The sequence below is a fragment of the Thalassotalea sp. ND16A genome, assembly GCF_000764205.1.
In the GTDB taxonomy this organism is placed as follows: domain Bacteria; phylum Pseudomonadota; class Gammaproteobacteria; order Enterobacterales; family Alteromonadaceae; genus Thalassotalea_A.
The window spans coordinates 56,706-78,152 of sequence record NZ_JQDZ01000030.1; the positions used below are offsets into that span (position 1 = coordinate 56,706).

The following is a 21,447-nucleotide window of genomic DNA, read 5'->3' on the forward strand; positions in this document are numbered from 1 at the left end:
TTCTTTTGGAGGAACAGGCTATTAAAGGTGGTCAAAGAGGCGGTCAAAAAGAACCGCAACACAAATTAAACGAATTAATCACTCATGAAGAAATTCGTTTAGTTGGTTTGGAAGGCGAAGCATTAGGTATTGTTTCATTGAATGAAGCGTTAGATGCTGCGGAAAAAGCGGGTGTTGATTTAGTAGAAATCAGTCCTACCGCCAAACCACCTGTATGTCGCGTAATGGATTACGGCAAGTTCTTATACGAGAAATCGAAAGAGCTAAAAGAACAACGTAAGAAGCAAAAACAGATCCAGGTTAAGGAAATAAAATTCCGTCCTGGCACTGATGAAGGCGATTATCAGGTCAAACTACGCAACCTGAGACGCTTTCTAGAAGGTGGCGATAAGACTAAGGTTACATTACGTTTCCGCGGTCGTGAAATGGCCCATCAAGAGTTAGGACTTGATCTTTTAAACCGAGTTAAAACGGACTTAGAAGACCTGGCTACCTGTGAGTCTTTCCCTCGTAGAGTGGAAGGACGTCAAATGGTGATGGTGCTTGCCCCAATCAAGAGATAATTTTTGGTCTGAAAGTAATTAAGCCTGAGCAAACATTTATGATTGCCTGGGTTTAATTCACCATGATTATCTTTTTTAACCGGTAACTGAGGCTCAACAAGCGATTCTTTTTAAGATATCCGCCCCAAGTTGCTTAAATTCAGGCATTAACAATGCGGAGTTATTCCATGCCTAAAATGAAAACCAATAAAGGTGCTGCAAAGCGCTTTAAAAAAACCGCTTCTGGTGGTTTTAAATGTAAACAAGCCGGTCTACGTCACATCTTAACGAAGAGACGTACTAAGGTTAAGCGTCACTTACGTGCTAAATCAATGGTTGCTGCTTCTGATATTAAATCAGTTGTATCAATGTTGCCTTACGCTTAATTAACTAGGAGATATAGACAATGGCTAGAGTAAAACGCGGTGTTGTAGCACGCGCACGTCATAAAAAAGTTTTAAAGCAAGCGAAAGGTTACTACGGTGCTCGTAGTCGCGTATATCGCGTTGCTTTCCAGGCTGTAACCAAAGCAGGCCAATACGCTTACCGCGACCGTCGTCAACGTAAACGTCAATTCCGTCAACTTTGGATTGCTCGTATTAACGCGGCAGCTCGTCAAAATGGTTTATCTTACAGCCGTTTCATCAATGGCTTGAAAATAGCTTCGATTGAAATCGACCGTAAGATCCTAGCTGACATCGCAGTATACGATAAAGCAGCTTTCACAGTTCTTGTAGAGAAAGCGAAAGCTTCTTTATAATTGTTGTAAAAGACTTTTGAAAAGGACGCTTCGGCGTCCTTTTCTACTTCTTAACATTAGCCCTATTATTATCAAAAGGTCTTGGTATGAATTCTACCTCCGAGCATTTTTAATAATAATGAGGATCAGGAACGAGGAACGAGGAACGAGGGGTTGAACAAACCAATCTTGCTCGATAATTCAAAAAATCTTCATCCTAAACTCGATTATCAGGTGCGATACGCGGATCTATAGTTCCTCGTTCCTCGTTCCTATTTTACTTTTTTGAAACACTAAGCCAACAATAGGCTTTCAACTGATAAAACATTTTGGGAAACAAACATGACAATTGCTAATCAAGTTTTGGCAGTAAATAACGATCTTCCTATTAAAACTGATGCACCGGTACACAGCGGCAAAGTGCGCAGCGTTTACTGGTTAACCGCAGAAGATTCTCGTCGCCTGATCCAAGAGAAAGGCTACAACGTAGCAAGCGATACGCCTCTGGCTATTATGGTGATCTCTGACCGTATCTCGGCGTTTGACTGCATCTGGCATGGCGAAGGTGGCATGAAAGGTGTTCCTGGTAAAGGTGCCGCATTGAATGCCATTTCAAATCACTGGTTCAAACTATTCAAAGACAATGGTTTGGCCGACAGTCATATTCTTGATATCCCACACCCATTCGTATGGATAGTACAAAAAGCCAAACCGGTAATGATTGAAGCGATTTGTCGTCAATACATCACCGGTTCAATGTGGCGGTCATACGTCAAAGGTGAGCGTGAATTTTGTGGTATTCAATTACCAGAAGGGTTAGAAAAAGACACTAAGCTTGCTGAATTACTGCAAACACCGTCAACCAAAGGTATTTTAGAAGGCATTTCTGGTGTACCGGCGCAAGACGATGTAAACATCACGCGTAAGAACATTGAAGATAACTTTGCAGCGTTTAATTTTAAATCTGAAGACGATATCGCCCTTTACGAAAAACTGTTAAAAGAAGGCTATGACGTGATCTCTGACGAACTAGCCAAGCTCGATCAAATTTTTGTCGATACCAAATTTGAATTTGGTTACGTGACTGATGCCAAAGGTAACGACAAGCTAATCTACATGGACGAAGTGGGCACGCCGGATTCATCACGCATTTGGGATGGTGAGCAGTATCGAAATGGTAAAGTAGTGGAGAACTCGAAAGAGGGCTTCCGTCAGCTGTTATTAAATCACTTCCCTGATTCAGACATCCTATTGAATAAAGACCGTATGGAAGAACGTGAAGCGTTAGCTCGAGATAACGCTTTACCTGAATCTGTACTGATGGCAGTTTCGGATACGTATACCGGCATTGCGGAAAAAATTACCGGTAACAAAATCGTTATCTCGGATGATCCAAAAGCAGAAATCATCGAAGTGTTACGCAACGAATACGATTTAATTAATACAATTTGATAAATCAAATTCTATAGAAAGAGAGCCCAAAAGCTCTCTTTTTTTTGCCGTTTTAAAACTATAGGGCCAATAAATTGGCCGGTTGGCGGGGTTTTTAACCTCGCGTAATTACCGCAGGTAACCTAAAGTGGCGTTCGCCTAATGCGAGAATGAATTCCCGCCAACCAATATTATTTGATTGGATAAACGTACTTCAACCAGGCCATCATTCTCAGCAATATTCTGCGCACCAGAGAAACGTGCAAAATATCATGCTTGTGATTAATGACCGCCGCTTGCCCCTGAACACCAAGTGGCAGGTTGTAATCGGATAAATCTTCATCCAGTTCTATTACCGCAATGGCGAAGCCGTGCTGGCCGATCATCGACGCAGGGATGAGTAAACCATTTGCTTGTATTTGACCTTCGGCCATAGCCGGCAGCACATCAACAACTTTACCGGTAAACACTTTACCAGGCACCGCATCGAAAATGACTTCTGCAGCCAATCCTTTCTCTAACCGTCTTAATGAGTTTTGAAAGAATAAACCGGCAATTCTGCGCTTCTCATTGGGAATAAAGCTCATTACCGGTCTTAATGGTAATGAGGAAGCACGTACTCCGGGTCGAATCGCTATTTGCATTGGTACGCCATCGACAGGGGCGCGGATAAAGGTTCTTTCAAAATCTAATCGTGCTTTGTCCCGCTCTGCCATGAGTTGCGCGACAACGGTGTTTTCACCGGCAATTTTTGATTCGGTATCTAAGCGCAGGCGACGCTCTTCCGATTGCGCGCTAGAGAGTGTGGCTTTTGCGGCTTCATAGAAATTACGTTTATTGTCGATTTCTTGTTGGGTAAAAGGTGAATTTATACCTGCTTTTTCATGACCTTCTATCACTCGGTCATAACTTGCTTTGGTTCGGTTTCGTTCGGCTGTCGCCTTTTGTACGTTGGCAATGGCGGCAAGTAAAGACTCGTCTTTTTGCAGCACCGCATTTTTTGCTTCCACTAATGCCGCTTCCGCCTGGTCCAGGGTGATTTGCTGTTGTTGATTTTCCAAAGTAAACAGTATCGTCCCTTTTTTTACCAGTTGATTTGGCATTACATCGACAGTAGCAACGGTTCCGGTGACTTCAGGGACAATAGGAATATTGACAAAGACTTCCTTGGCGTACTTTGCATAAGGGTGGTTGTAATTCATCAGCAGCAATATCGCCGAAAGAATGACAACCCCGCCTAAAATAGCCGTGGGCACGGACCATTTATTTAACGGGATCTTAAATATTTTAAATATGGCAATACAAATTGCGGTGTAAGTAAGAATGATGATTAAGTCCATATTAGTTCTCCTTACTTTGCAATTGCTGCTTAATTTCGGCGAGCTCCGCCTTTAAACTGTCGACGTCTTTCGATAAATCGTTTTGCTCAGTATTAAAACCCCAGCCGACACCTTCTTTATAGAGGGTTGCCCATATCCATAAAAATGGCCAAATAACGTGCAAGGTAAATAAGCTGATCCATCCGGCTACGTGTAAAGCATCTTGTTGTGGGTGATTACGTTTTACCGCAATTTCATAAGGGATATCATGGATGACGATAATGCCATAAAAAAGCACCAGCGCGACAAAGAAGACTAGAAATAAAGCAAAGTATTCAAGCATTTAAGGCTCCACATATTTTTAATTTGGTTTAATTAACATAGCAGTAAAAATGGGAATATACATTTTTTCAGCAAAAAAAAGAGCAGGTAAACTGCTCTTTTTTAAATAAAAATTAATTTTAACGGATTAAATGCTGGTGATGTTTACTGAGAGTTTGAGTAATTGTCCAGGTTGCAGGTATTTTTTACGATTCAAATTATTCCATTTTTCAATGTCGCTAATACTGACCTTAAATTTATTGGCGATTCGGTCGAGTGAATCGCCCGATCTGACTTTGTAATTGATATTGCGCATGATGGTATTGCCAACCGCTGCCGTTTGATTGGTTTTGATTGGCGCTGACTTTCCAGTCCAAACTGTCAGTTTTTGCCCGAGACGCAACATATCTTTCGGGGCAAAACCATTCCATTTAGCAATGTTTTTACCCGATACTTTGTACAATTTTCCTATGTCCCAAAGGGTATCGCCATTTTTTACCGTGTGGGTGATTTTAGTGCCAGTGCCTTTTTTACTGAGTTTAGCCACTCTCACTTGCTCATAAGTTTTATACCGATCAAGTGATTGGGTTGCCGTCGGGATCAGCAGATATCTGCCGGCACGAATGCTGTTGTTTTTAAGATTGTTGGCCTCTTTAACCACAGTAACCGTGGTATTAAAACGATTGGCAATCACGCTTAAGCTGTCACCGTTTTTAATTTTATAACGCTGCCACGATAACCGGTCTTTATCATCAAGTTTCGCCAGCTCACCTTTAAATTTTTCCACCTTGTTATTTGGTATCAATAACTGATGCGGACCATTCGGTGCCGTTGCCCAACGGTTAAAGCCAGGATTAAGTGCATGCAATTCGTTTATGGTTAAACCCGACAAGTCGGCAGCTAAAGCAAGATCTAACTGTGAACCAATATCTACCGAGCTTATCACTGCTTTGTTATCTATGGCGTACAGCGTCACATTGAAATCGGCTGGGCTTTTTACAATTTCGGCCAAAGCTAACAGCTTAGGCACATAATCTCGAGTCTCGCGCGGCAGTTTTAAATTCCAAAAGTCAGTCGGTTTACCTTTACGGGCATTGTATTTAACGGCTTTGGATACTCGTCCTTCGCCGGAGTTGTAGGCTGCTAATGCCAATAGCCAGTCACCATCAAAACGTTTGTGCAAGTATTTTAAAAACTTGATCGCGGCCTGTGTCGATGCCGCTACGTCGCGACGACCGTCATACCACCAGTCTTGTTGTAAACCAAACTGTTTACCGGTTCCTGAGAGAAATTGCCACATACCAGAGGCGCTGCCGTGCGAGTAAGCGAAAGGATCGTAGGCACTTTCAACAACAGGCAAAAGGACCAGTTCCATGGGCATGTTGTGTTTTTCTAGCTCTTCCACGATGTGATGAATAAAGGGCTCAGAGCGTTTCGCCACCCGGTCTAAATAGCTTTGATGTTTAGCATACCAATTACGCTGGGCGATCACTTTTTTGTTTTGTGGAATGTCAAAGTGTAACTGACTACGAACCCTGTCCCAAACGTTGTCAGAAATGATGGCATTGTCTTTATCACCAAGCTCAATATCGACGTCAGCTTTAGGATGGATAACTTTGGCTGTTTCATCCGCCAATAATGCTTCGTAGATATCGCCATTACTGGCCATTTTGCCAGGTGGAATTTTATCTGCACCCGATTTTAGGGCTTGATCATCGAGGTTTTGACAACCAACCATCAAGGTTAGGGATATTGGAAATAGTATTTTCTTCATGAATGCTCTTTTCTATTTTTACGCTAATTAAAGTTGAATGCAGCGCTTGAAATTATAATATTTTTTAAAAATTGTCTTTTAACGACCGGATCGTAGCAAAAACATCGACATCGGTTTGCAATAAATGTTGGCTATGTTGTTTTGCCGATTGTTGTACCGAATCCACATGGCTACGTAAAAACGGATTAATTTGTTTTTCAAGGCCTATTGTGGTTGGTATGGTGGCAATATCCTTTGCTCTTAAGCGCACCACATTATCATAGTAACTCTGTAGTTGACTATTGTTTGGCTCAATTGTTCGGGCAAAATTTAAATTTGCCAGGGTATATTCGTGGGCACAATAAACCTTAGTGTCGGCAGGCAAGTTTGCAAGTTTATCCAATGAATGATGCATTTGGGCGGCGCTGCCTTCAAATAACCGACCACAGCCCCCAGAAAATAAGGTGTCACCGCAAAAAAGTATGCCGTTACTATAATAGGCAATATGGCCAGAAGTATGACCGGGTAAATCGATAACGGTAAAAATTAACTCATCATCATACAAAGATAGCTGATCATTTTCTTCGAGTTTGTGATCGAGCAATTGAATTGCCTCACCTGCCGGGCCAAAGATGGATACCGGCCAGTCATTTTGTTGGCAAAATTCACGCAATTTCTGCAACCCGCCAACATGATCTTGATGATGGTGAGTGATTAAAATGGTATTAAGCGTTAACTGATTTTCTTTTATAAATTCGATACATACGTTAGCATCACCAGGATCAACTAATGTACAACTAGAACTTGCGCCATTAGTGATACACCATATATAGTTATCGTTAAACGCTTTGATCGCGGTAACTTGAGTCATTGGTATTCCATTTTTACTTTTTTTCAGTATACCTTGAGTATACCAATAATTGAATTGCCAAGCTCAACTTTGTTCAACTCAACCAGGTACCATAATATCCATGAAACCCGCGTTAGCTTTTGATCGTCCGCAAGAACCGGTACAGTGGCGAGATATGCCCAATGGCGAATTAATTGCTCAATCGATAGAGCAACACTTAAGCCCTTGGTGGCCAAGACTTTTCGGCTACCATTTATTAAAGCTTGGGGTGTTGAGCGGGGCCATTAATACCGAAAATTCGATGATTAATCACCAGGTTATTGTTACCGGGGCGAATTCTAATGCCGATGTTATTGCCGAAGTTGATGATTTACCCTTTTTAGAACATTCCGTTGATTTGTGTTTATTGACCCATGGCCTGGAATTTGCCATTGACCCGCACCATGTGTTGCGTGAAAGCGATCGTGTGCTTATTCCCAATGGCCACTTAATTATCAGTGGCTTTAATCCGTTTAGTTTGGCCGGTTTTAATCAGCTCATTCCTTTTCGCCGTCAGAGCTTACCGTGGAAAGGCCGTTTTTTTACTCCGATGCGAGTCAAAGATTGGTTACATTTACTCGGTTATGAAATTATTGAAGACAAGCGCTTTCTTCATTCCGTACTGCATTCGCCCTTTGACAGTAAGCGCTGGTGGAACCGAATTTGGTTAAAATTTGCCAGTAAGTATTTAACGCCATTTGGTTCCGTTTATCTGATTATTGCCAAAAAACGAGTACACCCATTGACGCCGCTAAGGCCAAAATGGCAAATTCGTCCTAAATTTCATCCGGTTAAAGTCACCACCTATGGACCAAGTAGCAGGGCCCCTTTGAAAAAATGAGGGTAACACCACTATATTTAGCCATAGATTTTGGTAGTCAGTCGGTACGTGCGGTTATTTTTGATAACAACGGCAATGTGATCTTAAAGCATCAGAGTTATCCACTGCAGTACTTACATCCTGAGCAAGGTTTTGTTGAACAACAACCGGTTTGGTTTTATCAGCAAGTGGCTATTTGCTGCCAAAATTTACAGCAATTGGCATTCGCTGATAACATTGATTTAACTGAGCTGCGCAGCATGGGTATTACCACCATGCGTAATACCTTATTTAATCTCGATGCTAAAGGGCAACCGTTACGAAATGCCATTGTTTGGTTAGATCAACGCAAGGCTACCAATATGCCAAAGTTGCACTGGAGCTGGCGCCTACTGTTTAATGCGGCCAATGTATTAAAGCCGGTATTAGCCACCATTAACACCTTACAAAGTGAAGCGTTTATCAATTATATTGCGCAACACGATAGGCATAATTGGCAAAAGACCGAACATTTACTGTTGCTCTCTGGCTATTTAACCTTTCGCCTTACCAACAACTACGTTGACAGTTCGGCCAATATCATTAGCCACTTACCCTTTGATTTTAAACAGCAGCAATGGCACAAACCAACATCCTGGCAATTTCAAGCGTTAGCGGTAAAAGCCAATTGGTTGCCTAAGCTGCTGAAAACAGGAGGAAAATTAGGACAGCTCACGGCCAGTGCACAACAAGATCTGCAAATTGCCAATTCACTGCCGGTGATAGCTGTGGGGTCTGATAAAGCTTGTGAAGTGTTAGGTGCTGGTTGTTACCGGGCCGGGCAATTGCACATAAGTTTGGGAACGGCGATAAGCGTGACCCTATTAAATAAAACGTTTAAAGGGCCAAAAGCATTTTACCCGGCGTACCCCAGTTTAGTCACTGGTTTGTATTTAACGGAAGTGATGTTGCCCCATGGATTAAATGTGCTGAGTGAATTTATTCGACGCAATGCCACAGCACTGCAATTTTTAACCGACACTAACCTGCAAACCCGCAATATTGAGCATTTAATCGAATTATACATTGCCGCCAATAATGTTACGGCAACAAATTTAGTGTTTGAATTAACAAAATTCGACAACGTGAGCAACTATCATCAGGGCTTTATCAATCTATCGAATCACAGCATTTTCGAGCAATACGTCGCCATTCAAGAGTCGGTGGTAAACAGCTTAAATACGGCGATAAAGCAGCTGTTAAAACGGGTGCACCGTAACGTTAACAAGCTGGTGATCACTGGCGGTGGTGCGAATTCGAGACGATTACTGCAAGCAATTGCCGATAAAACTCAACGCTTCGTGGATAAACCGGAAGTGCTCGATGCCGGCGCTTTAGGCGTTGCCATTACGTTGGCGGTGCAAGATAAGCAATATTCCAGCATTGCCGAAGCGGTTAAGTGCATGGGTGCAAAAACAACGGTGTTTACGCCGGTAAATAATTACCCCGGTGACAATTAGCACGTTAACGAACTGCACTGGAAAAAATGATACAAATAGCGAGCAAAAGTGAGCATAATGCTAATACTTTGAGTCGCTATATCACGGTGACAAGTATTATCAGAGCTAGCAATTTAAAAGCCAAAACTAAAAAGTGAACAATGATGCAACGACAACAATTTCAACAAATCCTTAATGACCTTTTACAACCAGAGCGGATAAAAGATTTTTCCCCCAATGGCTTACAAGTACAGGGCAATGCAACCATCAGCAACGTTGTGACTGGTGTTACTGCATCGCAAGCATTGCTGAATGCTGCGGTAGCTCATGGCGCCGATACAATTTTAGTGCATCACGGTTACTTTTGGAAAAATGAACCTTATAACATTACCGGTATGAAGTATCAGCGGATCAAAACGTTAATCGATAACAACATCAACTTATTCGCCTACCATTTACCCCTGGATATCCATGAAACATTAGGGAATAACGCGCAATTGGCAAAACGATTAAATATTAATGTTACCGGGCCATTAGAACCGGGCAATCCGGTATCGGTGAGCATGCAAGGTGAGTTTGCTAAAGCGCTGTCGGGCGATGAGTTAAATGAGCAGATATCAACCAGCCTAGAGAGAGCGTCATTGCATATCCCGGCCAGCTCGAACAAGCCAATAAAAACAGTAGCCTGGTGTACTGGTGGTGGCCAAGGCTATGTTGAACTTGCCGCGGAGCAGGGTATCGATGCCTTCATTACTGGCGAAGTGTCCGAGCAAACTACCCACATTGCCCGTGAAATGGATATTCATTTTTTTGCGGCCGGCCATCATGCCACCGAGCGTTATGGGGTAAAAGCGTTGGGCGAATACTTACACCAACAGCATCAGTTGCAAGTGCTATTTATCGATGTGGATAACCCGGTTTAAACATTTATCTCCTGTAACCTACCTTTACTCCAATGCGCCCGTATTTGCGGACTTTGTGCCGGGATGTATTTATACCCGGCAGGCAGGATGCCTTTTGAGGGTTTTGTACAGGGATGTAGTTAATCCCGGCAGACAGGAGGTCTTTTGAGGGTGATTATTTTTAGCTTCTAGCAACGAGCTGTATATTTGATGAATTCACCTTTCGTCTAACATTACCAACTCTGCCCGTAGCCCGTAGCCAGAAGCGATTATTATTTTGTACCGGGATGTATTTATACCCCGGCAGGCAGGACGCTTCTTGAGTGTGTTTCATTCTGCACAGTATTTAATCAACTTGATAGGAATTATCATTCAATTACTGGGTATTCTAAAAAATCGAACGTTAGCTTGCTTTTTTTACGCTTTCATTCAATTTTTTGGGAAGGTAAAATAGCCTCATTGAATTTAATTGAGTGTAATAAATGATCAACAACACAACACAATCCTACGGCGTTATCAGTAAATTGCTGCATTGGGTGTCAGGCTTAAGCATTATTGCTTTATTTGCTTTGGGCTTTTGGATGGTAGATTTAACCTATTACTCGCAATGGTACAAAACGGCCCCGCACTGGCATAAAAGCCTGGGCATTTTGCTGCTAGCGTTAACCATAGTTCGCTTGCTAGTGAAAGTGAAACAAGAAAAAGTACTGGCCATTGCCAGTCACTCAAATTTAGTGAAAAAAGCCTCCAGCTTCACTCATAAAGCGCTTTATCTACTAATGGCGTTGGTATTTGTCAGCGGTTATTTAATTTCAACCGCAGACGGTAGAGCCATCGAGGTGTTTAATTGGTTTTCAGTAGCAAGTTTGGGCGCATTTGTTGAAAATCAGGAAGACTTGGCCGGCATCATTCACCGTTATGTCGCCTATTCATTAATTGCCTTGACACTACTGCACGGATTGGCAGCACTGAAACATCATCTGATTGATAAAGACGACACGTTAAAACGCATGATCAAATAACAACTTCCAACTCTTAACTTTTAGCTTAATTCAGATACAGACTTAATTTTCACACAGCTTATTTAGTAACACACATAGGAAAACCATGAAAAAAATTATTTTAGCCACCGCACTATTTGGCTTAAGTGCACTAACATCAACGCAAGCGGCAGATTATGTTGTTGATTATCAAGGGGCGCATGCGTCGATTAACTTTAAAGTAAAGCATTTGGGTTATAGTTGGTTAACTGGCCGTTTTAACGTTTTCGATGGAAAGTTTAATTTTGATCAAAACAATATTTCCGCCTCTAAAATTGCGATCAATATTGATACCACGAGTATTGATTCTAACCACGCAGAGCGTGACAAACACTTAAAAAGTGGCGATTTTTTAGACGTAAATAAATTTGGCACTGCGACTTTTATCAGCTCTAAAGTGGAAGATAAAGGTGATGGTAAACTGGCAATCACCGGTGATTTTACCCTACAAGGCATTAGCAAAGAGTTAGTGATTGATGCAGTAAAAATTGGTGAAGGTGATGATCCCTGGGGCGGTTACCGTTTAGGCTTTAGTGGTACAACATCGATTAAAATGAGTGACTTTGGCTATAAAAGCGACTTTGGTGAAATTTTATTCGACTTACACGTGGAAGGCGTACGCCAGTAACATCTAATTCTTATCAAAAGCGATGGACGGTAAAGTGAACTGTCTATCGTTTTTAACTTTCTAACTTTTTAGCCATTGCCATATGCGGCCCAGTGTCTCATACCAGGCGATTTGGCTTTTCTCTAGTTGATTAGGCTGTGGGAAATATTCTAAGAAAGGCATGTCACCATCAACATCTTTTAGATAAAACCCGGTCGGCGCCGGTATTGGCGTAAGCCCTTGATTTTCAAAATAAGTCATAGACCTTGGCATATGGTTGGCGTTGGTCACTAACACAAAGGTTTTATCTATCAGTAATGGCGCTATGTACATGGCTTCATCTTCGGTATCTTTAGGTCTGGATTCGGCAATGATTTGCTCGGCTTCGATACCAAGTTCAATCGCCGCTTGTTTCACTTTTTCCGCATTCGGTATGTTGTCATGCGAAGACCACCCGGAGGTGATGATGGTTGCTTGCGGGTGCAACTTGGCAATCCGCATGCCTTCGACTAAACGTTGCAGTGAACAAATTTTTAACTCTTGACTGGGTGTCAGTCTTTCATCACTGGTATGGTCGCAGCCTAATATGACTATGTAATCTAAGGTGTCATTACTCGGTTGATAAACACTGTAGTGAGCTTCCAATGGCTTCATCAAACGGCTGGCAACGGGATTAAAGGCAAATAAGAATAATAAGCAAGTGGCTGATATCAGTATTATTCTGCCATGCTTGGGTTTGTAATTAAGTAAAAATAGACCCAGACATAAGGCAATAATTATTATTGGCAGTGGCATCAACAACTGACCAATTAATTTTTTAAGAAAAAATAAATCCACAATAACAGTCTCAAACAGAAGTAATCTTGAACAATAGATAAACTGAACTATATCTAAGGCGATGGTTATTTGCCAATAAACTGTGAGTTTTGCCCGTTATTAGTATTAATACAGTTAAAGAACTAAAAATTATAAGTTTTCTCGACTAAGCTTGTTGCTTTTACCGTCAAATTACGGTTTAATTGCACCGTTGATTAGAGTTATTGCTCAAAAATATACTTTAACCAACACCAGAAGAGGTTGCATTAGCCAGGTAGGTAATTTGAGGGGCCACACCCCAAAGACAATTATTGAGGGGGACTAATGCCGAGAATGAACGCGAATAGCCAATTTTTAATAAATTACTAGGTGGAAAGCGTCATTCGGTCATAACGGTTGAATCCTTATGACTGTCACCGAAACGGTGGAGAGCTTCTGGCTGAAAAATCAAGATGTTATCTTCCTTGCCAATCAGTCATGCTCTTCTTTATACCAGTTCGCTTAATGATGTGATCAATTGAGAATGATATAGAAAGCTTTAGAACAACTGAAATTTTAAAGAGATAGTTATTCATATCTTTTTGAAATTTCTGGACGTTATCAAGCTTTATATACATTCCCGAAGGGGAACTCATGTGTTGTTTATATGAGTTACTCAATGAGCAGATCATTATACGGATTGGTATTAAGTATTATTTGCAGTGCTAAGCTTTATCAGAAAAGCAAGTTAAAACCGCAATTTAGGGAGAAAATCCAATGTTAAACGTAGCCAAATTTGGCGGTACCAGTGTTGCTGATCATCAAGCAATGTTACGCTGTGCGCACATTATCAAATCACAACCTGAAACTCGTGTTGTTGTCGTTTCCGCAAGTGCCGGAGTAACCAACCATTTAGTGACGCTGGCGCAAACTCAATTATCATCTAGCGAACAAGCTAACATTATCGCCAGCATTGGTGACATTCAATTCAACATCAGCAAACATTTAGCTGCGGCAGAAGCGGAACTGAATCAACAGATTGATCAAATATTAGTGTCGTTAACGGCCCTTGCCGAGCAACAAAGCATCTTGCAAACGGCGAAAACCGGCGATGCGATATTGGCCTGCGGTGAGAAAATGAGCTCCATTTTATTTGCCGAGGTGTTGCGCAGTATCGACGTAAACGGTTTCGCCTTTGACGTTCGCCAAGTGATGCGTACCAACAGTTTGTTTGGTAAAGCTGTGGTTGACTTAGAAGCGTTAGCGGCAAATTGTGACGAAAAATTAACGCCATTGTTAAACGATCAGGTTATTGTTACGCAAGGATTTATTGGCGAAGATGGGATGGGCAACACTACCACCTTAGGCCGCGGCGGCTCCGATTATTCTGCAGCGTTGTTGGCAGAAGCAATCAATGCCTCAGGTTTGGCAATTTGGACCGATGTGGTTGGCATTTTTACCACCGACCCACGCATTGCCAGTTCAGCCCGGGCGATCCCAGAGATCAGCTTTGGCGAAGCGGCCGAGATGGCGACGTTCGGCGCCAAAATATTACACCCCGCAACCTTAATACCGGCTATGCGCAGTGACATTCCGGTCTTTGTTGGTTCATCGCGCGAGCCGGAAGCCGGTGGTACCCAAATTCGTCAACAGGTAGACTCAAACCCAACGTATCGTTCTATTGCACTGCGTCGTGAACAAACCTTAGTGACGGTGAAAAGCCCGGCGATGTTGCACGCCAGTGGTTTCTTAGCGCAAGTGTTCGCTATTTTGGCAAAGCATGAGCTCAGTGTTGATTTGATCACCACTTCAGAAATTTCGGTGGCATTAACCTTTGACAATCCTCCGGGTTCAACCCAGGCATTAATCAATAAAGCGGTAGTGGAAGAGTTAGAGCAACTTTGTGAAGTGACGGTAGAGCATGGCTTAAGCTTAATTGCGATCGTTGGTAATGATTTAAATGCCACCTCAGGTTTGGGCAGTAATATCTTTAATAATATTGAAGGCGTGAATATTCGGATGATTTGCCATGGCGCCAGTGCCAATAACTTATGTTTCCTGGTAAATGAAAACGAAGCGAACCAGGTGGTTGAAACCTTACACGATAAGTTGTTTGTGTAAAATGGGCTACGGGCTACGGGCTACGGGCTACAGGCTACGGGCTACGGGCTACGGAATTAGGAACAGCATTACTTAGCCCAAAGTATGGTCAGTTAAAACTGAGAAAAAGGTAAAAATGAAATCTGTTGGCAATAGAAACATACGCTGGGGAATTATTGGCCTGGGTAATATTGCCAACAAATTTGCGATCGACTTACTAACCGTTGATGGTGCTGAACTGTATGCCGTGGCATCAAGAGAGCAGCAAAAAGCCGATGAGTTTTCAACAAAATTTAAGGCCCAAGTGGTTTATACCAGCTATCAGGCTTTAGCCAACAGCTGATGAAAACCTTAGATAAGGTAAGAGAGCTTATTGGCTTGAATTATTCTTTGAAGCCCTAGCCTTAAGCTAAACTGTAACCACAACATTACATTGATACGCTAAAAAGCGAATATTACAAAAGCTCTTCGATGTCGGCAGATATTTTTTCAGGCTTGGTTAACGTGGCGTATCGCTTTACCACTTTTCCTTGGCGATTGATCAAAAATTTGGTGAAATTCCATTTGATCCGTTTACTGCCAAGGATACCTTTCGCTTGTTCGGTTAAGTAATCATAGAGCGGATCGGCGTTTTCACCATTGACATCAATTTTATTAAATAAATCAAAACTGATGTTAAAGTTTAAATCGCAAAAGCCTTTGATCTGTTCGGCATTGCCTTGCTCTTGTTCACCAAACTGATTACAGGGAAACGCCAACACTGCTAAGCCTTGCTCTTTATATTGCTGATACAACTGCTCAAGCCCTGCATACTGTGGGGTAAAGCCACAAGCGCTCGCAGTATTGACTATCAACAACACTTTGTTTTGATAATTCAGCAAAGGTACCGACTCACCTATATTATTGGTTACGGTAAAGTCATAAATATTATTCATTTTATTCCCTTAGAATTATTATTTTTCGTGGTATTTAGATACACTAACATAATTATACCAAGTTGATTAAATATCTGCTCATTTTTAATGGTTAAAACGAATAACTACTGCGTTATAAAATTGATAAGTAGAATAACTACTTACTAAATTTTATGGCTTGTATTTATCCGTTTTTCCACATCAAAAAATAGGCCACATACTTAATCAAATTGGTATTACCAAGTTTTTACGAATTTATCCAAAAAGCAGAGACCAATCATGAAAAAAATTGCCTTCATCGGATTAGGGGTTATGGGATACCCTATGGCCGGTCATTTAGCCAAAGCTGGCTACCAAGTGACGGTATTTAATCGTACTACGGCCAAAGCCATGCAATGGGCGAGTGATTTTGAAAACTCATTTGCCACCACGCCGAAACAAGCGGCGGAAGATGCGGATATTGTTTTTGCCTGTGTCGGTAATGATGACGATGTGCGCCAGGTTGCCTTAGGGGAAGAGGGGATTTTTGCCGGTTTAAAAACTGGCGGGGTTTTTGTCGATCACACTACTGCTTCTGCGGAACTTGCCCGGGAGCTTAACCGGGTAGCCATAGCGCAAGGCAAACACTTTATTGATGCGCCCGTATCCGGTGGCCAAGCCGGGGCTGAAAACGGCCAACTCACTGTGATGTGTGGTGGTGAACAAGAAGTGTTTGTACAGCTGCAACCAATAATGGCCGCCTTTGCTAAATTTAGCCAACTGATGGGCCCGGCGGGCAATGGTCAAATTGCCAAAATGGCCAATCAAATTTGTATTGCCGGCTTAGTACAAGGTTTGAGTGAAGCGTTAAACTTTGCCCAGCGCGCAGGGCTTGATACCGACAAACTGATAGAAACCATATCCAAAGGGGCGGCAGGCTCCTGGCAAATGGAAAACCGCCATAAAACCATGTGTGCCGGTGAATACGATTTTGGTTTTGCCGTCGACTGGATGCGCAAAGATTTAGCCATTACCTTTAATGAAGCGAAAAAATACGATGCAAAACTGCCAGTGACCGAAATGGTTGATGGGTTCTATCAGCAAATACAAGAAAACGGTGGCAACCGCTACGATACTTCTAGCTTAATTTCACTCTTAAAGGAAAATAAGTAAGCGGCAAGTTCTATTTATGCTGTTGTATAGGCTGAGCGATAAAACGAATAAAGCTGCTAAAATAGCAGCTTTTTTGTTCATGGATTGTACTTATACCCGGCAGGCAGGGATAGCCTTTAGAGGGTGATTGTATATTTGAATTAAGGCAATATTTCTTCAAAATCCTGTACGCTATCCATAGCGTTACTGAGCACGACTTCGTGCATTTGCATACTAGGATTTGGTATTAGCAAACCATCATACAAGGCTTCATCGTCATTTAAGCCACTACAAGTAAAAGCAACGGTATAATCGCCTTCAGGGATAAAACCAAATGCATAACTGTAATCATTGCCATTGAGCACGACCGCGGTCGAGCCAGCAGGTGCAACGGCACCTTCTGGTAAATCAGTTTGCGCAGTATTTTCATCATAGTTATCCACTAATACTGGCAAAGAATGGCCCGGGTAAAGATAAACGAAGTTACCTTCATTTTCATCGCCTATGCAGTTAAATAAATTCGCATCGACCATGCCTGACAATGATGCTACCGTCTCATTATCGACAATGGTCACGCCATGCGGTTTAAGGTTGTAGCGTTGGCCATTTTGGTTTTGCACCAAAGCGGTACGAAGATCAAAGTGAATGGTAAATCGTTGCACGCCCTGACTACTCACTTCAAAGCCACCTAGCTTAAGTTTTTGGCTAGGTTGCTTCATCGAAATCTGATCGCCATCTAACTCAGTGACATAGCTGAAGTTATCGCCAACACTCTCGTCTAATACGTGCAGGATCAGGTTTTGGTATACTCCAGGTACTAACTCGGTTTCATCCAGAATAATTTTGCTTTCGCCACCTTGAAATTGTTTCAAGTCCAGTTGCGCATATTCTAAGTCGCCATCTTTGACATCGAGCAGTATGTTGTCTTCGCCTTCTTTGACTAACTCGATGGCATCTACTGCAATCCAGACTTCTGCGGCATCATCAACCGGCGCGTCGGCAAGGGCAAAAGAAACCTTAGTGGTGTTAGGTTTTGAATCGGAACTTGAACCACCACAGGCGGTCAGTAGTAAGCTTGAACCGATCAGCATGGTTAATGGGATAAATTTAAAGTGCTGCATAGAGTCTCCACGACTGTTTTTTTTGAAAAGAGAAATGTAAAAAGTGAAAAATAAAAAGTGAGTAATATCCCTATATCGGCTGATTATAAGGGGTTTTGTTAGCAACTACAAAACAATTGTGACGCGCGCATTGATGGGGTTAATTTAATTTTTTACTGAAAGGCTCATAATCAAAATTACCCTCTAAAAACTTCCTGCCTGCCGTGTATAAATATGTATAAACATTCCCTATTCAACATCCATGGTGCGCGAATATAAGCGTTTCCATGTGCAAAAAAGCATCGTTGATATAACGATGCTTTTTTGTTCCTAGTTCCTTAGTCCTTAGTTCCTAATCCCTACCCTTGAACATACTCATACAACGCTTTTAATACCGCCATTTTAGGCTTGTTATTCTCAAACTGATGGGCAAAATTTTCAATTTCCATCATAAACTCATCATAACTCAAGCCATTAATGCCGGAAGACAATTTGTTTTGACAGTACTGTTGCCACTTTTGTTGTTCAGCCATATCTAAGGTGTGTGGGTAATTACGCGCCCGATATCTAAAGAGCAAGGTATTTAGGCGCTCGTCGATAAAGTTAAACGGATAGCTGCCAAGTTTTTCCGGCTCCATGGTGTGGATCATAGCCATTTTTTGCTTATCTGCCGGACTAAAAAAGTTACCACTATAAAGCGCGTGTTCAGCATCGTCTTTTGAGTCACCATAGTCGGTATCGAATACCGGCGACAATTTTTCTTTAATGCTCTGGCTTTGCGCTTTTAATTTTTTCCAGTTCGCCAAACATTGCTCACGGTCAATGTTGATCAGCGCCGCCCGCTCTGGTGTTAATACTTTAGCCGGCGCAACAATAGGGCATTTATTCACATGCACAAGTTTCACCGGGATAGGGAGCTTACCTTCCGCTTTTAATTCATCATGGCGAGTGTACAAACGCTCTTTAATTTCGTCGCTGCTTAAATCAAACAACGGCGAAATATCTTGCGCTAAATCCACCGAGATAATGGCGTTTTTATTACTTGGATGCGTTTCAATTGGCATGTACCAACTGGTATTTCGCTGATCCGGCGTAATTTTTGATGAAGTATGAAGAAATGGCGCCATTTCATACACATTAAGGTGCTTATTGACTTCTTGTTTGGTACGAATACCAAACACAAAGTTATACAGTTTAGGCTGTTTTTCTTTAATTAACTTGGCAAGAGCGATGGTGGCATAAACATCACTGGTGGCATCATGAGCGGATTCATGACTGATACCATTGGCGGCCGTTAATAGCTCCAAACGAAAGCTAACCTTACCTTCATCATTTACCGGCCAGTTGATGCCTTCCGGGCTTAGGGCATGACACAAACGCGCCATATCGATAATATCCCAGCGACTATTGCCGTTTTGCCATTCTCTGGCATAGGCGTCGTAAAAGTTTCGATAAAATAAGTAGCGAGACACTTCATCATCAAAGCGCACCGAGTTATAACCGGCCACACAAGTATTGGGCACGGTAAACAGCTTCTGAATACGCGCGGCAAACTCGGCTTCGGTTACGCCGTCACGCTGCGCTTTTTGCGGGGTAATGCCAGTAACCATACAAGCGCCAGGGTGGGGCAGGTAATCTTGTGGCGGCTGACAGTAAAACTCTACTGGCTCACCAATCACGTTTAAATCGAGATCGGTTCTAATCGCGGCAAATTGCGAAGGCTTATCAAATTTAGGGGAAACGCCCCAGGTTTCATAATCGTGCCAGAGTATAGTTGGTTGATTTGATGTGTTTTTATCTGTTTGCATTTATTATTTTTATCTTTGTTTTACAGCTAATACAGTAGCTTGTGGTAATTGTTGTAACATCGTATAGCGCTACGACATAGCAGACCGCGATGGTTTAAGCATAAGAGTTTCTACGACAGGAACACTTACCTTTGAATATCGTTATCGTTTTCATGACAAACCAGCAAGATTAAGCCTTGGTCGATATCAAGCTATGACTTTAGCATAAGCCAGAAATAAAATCCCTGAATTAAGACCGGTGCATAAAGATACAAAGGTAATAGCGTAAGAAACCAAAAGAATGATATTTTATATGGCAAAGTTGCTATGAACCCACTTGGCAAAGGTGGATAACTCGTTTTCTGACTCTATATTTTCATGTTGAACCAGGTAGTAACGATCTTTTGTTATTAGTTCATCTTCAAAAAGTTTTACCAGTAATTGCTCATTGAACCAGGTATTACTGATGGGGAGTGGCACTAAAGCTATCCCCATTCCTTGCTGAGCGGCACGGGCCACACCAAACATGCTGTCAAATTGAATGATTTGTTTAGGATCAAAATCTCTGATATTGACATGGTCTGCCCATTGGTGCCAAGACCATGGATGAGATTGATGTAAAATAAGCGGCAGGGATTTCAACGCCTCATAGCCAAGGACTGCCCACTTTTTAAATATTTCTTTGTTACAAGCAGGCACATACCTTATCCCAAAGAGGTCATGCACGATACTGCCATCGGGATTGGCGTTTGCTAATACTATTGAAAGATCACACGATTGGCTGGGTGCAGTACCTGGTTTCACCGTTTCTAATTGTAAATTTATATTAGGATGTGTCTCTGCCCACTCACTAAGGCGGGGAACAAATAATTCGCTAGCAAAAAATTCTGGCAAGCTAATGGTAATGGTAGTGTTTTGCTGGTTATTGGTAAAGTCTGAAATGGTCGATTCTAAATTCGAAATAAGGGGTTGAACAGCGTGATAAAATTGTTTGCCTGCACTGGTTAAGACAATAGCACGTGTTTGTCTGACAAATAAGACAATGCCAATTTGTTGTTCAAGCTGTTTAATTTGATGACTGACTGCTGAAGGGGTGAGGCATAACTGACTTGCAGCTTGCTTGAAACTTAAGCACTTTGCCGCAATACAAAATGATTGTAAGCCTCTGATTGGTGTTTGAATCGTCATAATGGTTACTTGTTGAATAGTTTTTTAATTAATTATCTTAGATGAGCAATAACTGATCCATAAAGTAAGTTGTTGATATTGCGGCCTATTTATTTAATAATTCGTTTTTCTTATAACTTATGCTGAACACGATGAGAACATTTTCACTGCAACGGTGCGATATCGAACACAAAAATACCCGCCAACAAATGCTTGATCCTAGCATCTCTATTTAACTTTCATAGCTGTTTCAAATACTTAAAACCACTTTAAATCGACAACGCAAAAAAATCTATACGACCAAAGTATCAAGCTAGCAGTTTAGGCAGGAGTGGAATGTTTAGTCTGCAACTGGATGTTGCAACATCTCGCTTTTTCATAAGTGAAAAAAACTAATCCATTGAGTGAAATTTAAACGTTTGTAGATATTAAGGTGAAACGGTAGCTTAGTTTTAACGGTTGTGAAGGCTTTCCAGGGTACTTAGCAGATAGAGTGGAGAAGTTAGCTAAAAATAAAAAATAATAATATCTACTTTCATATAAAGGTAATAAATGAGCGGTAGAGTCGATCACACTAGAAATTTTAAACTCAAAAAACGGCTTGGAGGCCTA

At 41.8% G+C, this 21,447-nt stretch carries 22 protein-coding genes and 1 riboswitch; of the genes, 13 read left to right on the plus strand and 9 right to left on the minus strand.

Features of this window, described 5'->3' with window-relative positions:
- The first annotated feature begins 5 nt into the window (after positions 1-5).
- From infC to ND16A_RS14085, 4 genes are all read left to right on the plus strand, one after another.
- Entirely contained in the window at positions 6-563 is a 558-nt protein-coding gene (gene infC, locus ND16A_RS14100) for a translation initiation factor IF-3 (RefSeq protein WP_081945485.1), read from the plus strand.
- Between the two features lie 167 nt (positions 564-730).
- Positions 731-928: a 50S ribosomal protein L35 gene (gene rpmI, locus ND16A_RS14095; protein WP_033076611.1), complete on the plus strand. Its 198-nt coding sequence runs from the start codon at positions 731-733 to the stop codon at positions 926-928.
- Between the two features lie 20 nt (positions 929-948).
- Positions 949-1,302, plus strand: a complete 354-nt coding sequence (gene rplT, locus ND16A_RS14090) for a 50S ribosomal protein L20 (protein WP_033076612.1) — start codon at positions 949-951, stop codon at positions 1,300-1,302.
- Between the two features lie 321 nt (positions 1,303-1,623).
- Complete coding sequence (locus ND16A_RS14085; protein WP_033076613.1) at positions 1,624-2,733, plus strand: phosphoribosylaminoimidazolesuccinocarboxamide synthase; 1,110 nt, start codon at positions 1,624-1,626, stop codon at positions 2,731-2,733.
- Positions 2,734-2,903: 170 nt separating this feature from the next.
- Here the strand turns inward: ND16A_RS14085 and ND16A_RS14080 are convergent, their stop codons facing one another.
- From ND16A_RS14080 to gloB, 4 genes are all read right to left on the minus strand, one after another.
- The gene (locus ND16A_RS14080; RefSeq protein WP_033076614.1) at positions 2,904-4,052 is read right to left on the minus strand and encodes an HlyD family secretion protein; all 1,149 of its coding nucleotides are present in this window, start codon (positions 4,050-4,052) and stop codon (positions 2,904-2,906) included.
- 1 nt (position 4,053) lies between these two features.
- Complete coding sequence (locus ND16A_RS14075) at positions 4,054-4,374, minus strand: DUF3302 domain-containing protein (RefSeq protein WP_033076615.1); 321 nt, start codon at positions 4,372-4,374, stop codon at positions 4,054-4,056.
- A 126-nt stretch (positions 4,375-4,500) separates the two neighbouring features.
- Positions 4,501-6,126 carry a LysM peptidoglycan-binding domain-containing protein gene (locus tag ND16A_RS14070; protein ID WP_033076616.1) on the minus strand — a complete coding sequence of 542 codons (1,626 nt, stop codon included), beginning with the start codon at positions 6,124-6,126 and terminating at the stop codon, positions 4,501-4,503.
- A 64-nt stretch (positions 6,127-6,190) separates the two neighbouring features.
- Positions 6,191-6,976: a hydroxyacylglutathione hydrolase gene (gene gloB / locus ND16A_RS14065; RefSeq protein WP_033076617.1), complete on the minus strand. Its 786-nt coding sequence runs from the start codon at positions 6,974-6,976 to the stop codon at positions 6,191-6,193.
- Positions 6,977-7,076: 100 nt separating this feature from the next.
- Between gloB and ND16A_RS14060 the strand changes: the two genes are divergently transcribed.
- The 5 genes from ND16A_RS14060 (at position 7,077) to ND16A_RS14045 (ending at position 11,862) form a co-directional block, all read left to right on the plus strand.
- The gene (locus tag ND16A_RS14060) at positions 7,077-7,835 is read left to right on the plus strand and encodes a class I SAM-dependent methyltransferase (protein ID WP_052072890.1); all 759 of its coding nucleotides are present in this window, start codon (positions 7,077-7,079) and stop codon (positions 7,833-7,835) included.
- Positions 7,832-9,313 (plus strand): FGGY family carbohydrate kinase, encoded by a 1,482-nt coding sequence (locus ND16A_RS20115; protein ID WP_052072891.1) that lies wholly within the window; start codon positions 7,832-7,834, stop codon positions 9,311-9,313. The genes ND16A_RS14060 and ND16A_RS20115 overlap by 4 nt, the downstream gene beginning before the upstream one ends.
- 143 nt (positions 9,314-9,456) lie before the next feature.
- A complete protein-coding gene (locus ND16A_RS14055; protein WP_033076618.1) occupies positions 9,457-10,215 on the plus strand; it encodes a Nif3-like dinuclear metal center hexameric protein in 759 nt (252 codons plus the stop codon).
- A gap of 461 nt (positions 10,216-10,676) precedes the next feature.
- Complete coding sequence (locus ND16A_RS14050; protein ID WP_033076619.1) at positions 10,677-11,216, plus strand: cytochrome b; 540 nt, start codon at positions 10,677-10,679, stop codon at positions 11,214-11,216.
- A gap of 85 nt (positions 11,217-11,301) precedes the next feature.
- The gene (locus tag ND16A_RS14045) at positions 11,302-11,862 is read left to right on the plus strand and encodes a YceI family protein (RefSeq protein WP_033076620.1); all 561 of its coding nucleotides are present in this window, start codon (positions 11,302-11,304) and stop codon (positions 11,860-11,862) included.
- 60 nt (positions 11,863-11,922) lie between these two features.
- Here ND16A_RS14045 and elyC read toward each other — a convergent pair whose 3' ends face one another.
- Complete coding sequence (gene elyC, locus ND16A_RS14040; RefSeq protein ID WP_033076621.1) at positions 11,923-12,678, minus strand: envelope biogenesis factor ElyC; 756 nt, start codon at positions 12,676-12,678, stop codon at positions 11,923-11,925.
- A gap of 226 nt (positions 12,679-12,904) precedes the next feature.
- A riboswitch (Lysine riboswitch) is annotated at positions 12,905-13,100 on the plus strand.
- 313 nt (positions 13,101-13,413) lie between these two features.
- Between elyC and lysC the strand changes: the two genes are divergently transcribed.
- Together lysC and ND16A_RS14030 are read left to right on the plus strand one after the other, a co-directional pair.
- A complete protein-coding gene (gene lysC, locus ND16A_RS14035; protein WP_033076622.1) occupies positions 13,414-14,757 on the plus strand; it encodes a lysine-sensitive aspartokinase 3 in 1,344 nt (447 codons plus the stop codon).
- A 115-nt stretch (positions 14,758-14,872) separates the two neighbouring features.
- Entirely contained in the window at positions 14,873-15,079 is a 207-nt protein-coding gene (locus ND16A_RS14030) for a Gfo/Idh/MocA family oxidoreductase (RefSeq protein ID WP_033076623.1), read from the plus strand.
- Between the two features lie 112 nt (positions 15,080-15,191).
- Here the strand turns inward: ND16A_RS14030 and ND16A_RS14025 are convergent, their stop codons facing one another.
- Positions 15,192-15,671, minus strand: coding sequence for a glutathione peroxidase (locus ND16A_RS14025; protein WP_033076624.1), 480 nt, complete (start codon positions 15,669-15,671; stop codon positions 15,192-15,194).
- 255 nt (positions 15,672-15,926) lie between these two features.
- Between ND16A_RS14025 and ND16A_RS14020 the strand changes: the two genes are divergently transcribed.
- Positions 15,927-16,802 carry an NAD(P)-dependent oxidoreductase gene (locus ND16A_RS14020; RefSeq protein WP_152593806.1) on the plus strand — a complete coding sequence of 292 codons (876 nt, stop codon included), beginning with the start codon at positions 15,927-15,929 and terminating at the stop codon, positions 16,800-16,802.
- Positions 16,803-16,942: 140 nt separating this feature from the next.
- On the opposite strand, the gene ND16A_RS14015 is transcribed toward ND16A_RS14020, so the two are convergent.
- Both ND16A_RS14015 and sbcB read right to left on the minus strand, forming a co-directional pair.
- On the minus strand, positions 16,943-17,902 hold the full coding sequence (locus ND16A_RS14015; protein ID WP_052072892.1) for a DUF4382 domain-containing protein: 960 nt from the start codon (positions 17,900-17,902) through the stop codon (positions 16,943-16,945).
- 338 nt (positions 17,903-18,240) lie between these two features.
- Positions 18,241-19,689, minus strand: coding sequence for an exodeoxyribonuclease I (sbcB, locus tag ND16A_RS14010; RefSeq protein WP_033076626.1), 1,449 nt, complete (start codon positions 19,687-19,689; stop codon positions 18,241-18,243).
- 76 nt (positions 19,690-19,765) lie between these two features.
- On the opposite strand from sbcB, the gene ND16A_RS21625 reads away from it, so the two are divergent.
- Positions 19,766-19,897, plus strand: a complete 132-nt coding sequence (locus ND16A_RS21625; protein ID WP_327144002.1) for an Arm DNA-binding domain-containing protein — start codon at positions 19,766-19,768, stop codon at positions 19,895-19,897.
- A gap of 80 nt (positions 19,898-19,977) precedes the next feature.
- On the opposite strand, the gene ND16A_RS14005 is transcribed toward ND16A_RS21625, so the two are convergent.
- Positions 19,978-20,850, minus strand: coding sequence for a LysR family transcriptional regulator (locus tag ND16A_RS14005; RefSeq protein WP_052072910.1), 873 nt, complete (start codon positions 20,848-20,850; stop codon positions 19,978-19,980).
- Positions 20,851-21,447: the final 597 nt, after the last annotated feature.

What these genes read in the sequence shown, in the direction of transcription:
- rpmI (WP_033076611.1), top strand. Translation starts at nt 731, where the DNA reads ATGCCTAAAATGAAAACCAATAAAGGTGCTGCAAAGCGCTTTAAAAAA.
- rplT (WP_033076612.1), top strand. Translation starts at nt 949, where the DNA reads ATGGCTAGAGTAAAACGCGGTGTTGTAGCACGCGCACGTCATAAAAAA.
- ND16A_RS14085 (WP_033076613.1), top strand. Translation starts at nt 1,624, where the DNA reads ATGACAATTGCTAATCAAGTTTTGGCAGTAAATAACGATCTTCCTATT.
- ND16A_RS14080 (WP_033076614.1), bottom strand. Translation starts at nt 4,052, where the DNA reads ATGGACTTAATCATCATTCTTACTTACACCGCAATTTGTATTGCCATA.
- ND16A_RS14075 (WP_033076615.1), bottom strand. Translation starts at nt 4,374, where the DNA reads ATGCTTGAATACTTTGCTTTATTTCTAGTCTTCTTTGTCGCGCTGGTG.
- ND16A_RS14070 (WP_033076616.1), bottom strand. Translation starts at nt 6,126, where the DNA reads ATGAAGAAAATACTATTTCCAATATCCCTAACCTTGATGGTTGGTTGT.
- gloB (WP_033076617.1), bottom strand. Translation starts at nt 6,976, where the DNA reads ATGACTCAAGTTACCGCGATCAAAGCGTTTAACGATAACTATATATGG.
- ND16A_RS14060 (WP_052072890.1), top strand. Translation starts at nt 7,077, where the DNA reads ATGAAACCCGCGTTAGCTTTTGATCGTCCGCAAGAACCGGTACAGTGG.
- ND16A_RS20115 (WP_052072891.1), top strand. Translation starts at nt 7,832, where the DNA reads ATGAGGGTAACACCACTATATTTAGCCATAGATTTTGGTAGTCAGTCG.
- ND16A_RS14055 (WP_033076618.1), top strand. Translation starts at nt 9,457, where the DNA reads ATGCAACGACAACAATTTCAACAAATCCTTAATGACCTTTTACAACCA.
- ND16A_RS14050 (WP_033076619.1), top strand. Translation starts at nt 10,677, where the DNA reads ATGATCAACAACACAACACAATCCTACGGCGTTATCAGTAAATTGCTG.
- ND16A_RS14045 (WP_033076620.1), top strand. Translation starts at nt 11,302, where the DNA reads ATGAAAAAAATTATTTTAGCCACCGCACTATTTGGCTTAAGTGCACTA.
- lysC (WP_033076622.1), top strand. Translation starts at nt 13,414, where the DNA reads ATGTTAAACGTAGCCAAATTTGGCGGTACCAGTGTTGCTGATCATCAA.
- ND16A_RS14030 (WP_033076623.1), top strand. Translation starts at nt 14,873, where the DNA reads ATGAAATCTGTTGGCAATAGAAACATACGCTGGGGAATTATTGGCCTG.
- ND16A_RS14025 (WP_033076624.1), bottom strand. Translation starts at nt 15,671, where the DNA reads ATGAATAATATTTATGACTTTACCGTAACCAATAATATAGGTGAGTCG.
- ND16A_RS14015 (WP_052072892.1), bottom strand. Translation starts at nt 17,902, where the DNA reads ATGCAGCACTTTAAATTTATCCCATTAACCATGCTGATCGGTTCAAGC.
- sbcB (WP_033076626.1), bottom strand. Translation starts at nt 19,689, where the DNA reads ATGCAAACAGATAAAAACACATCAAATCAACCAACTATACTCTGGCAC.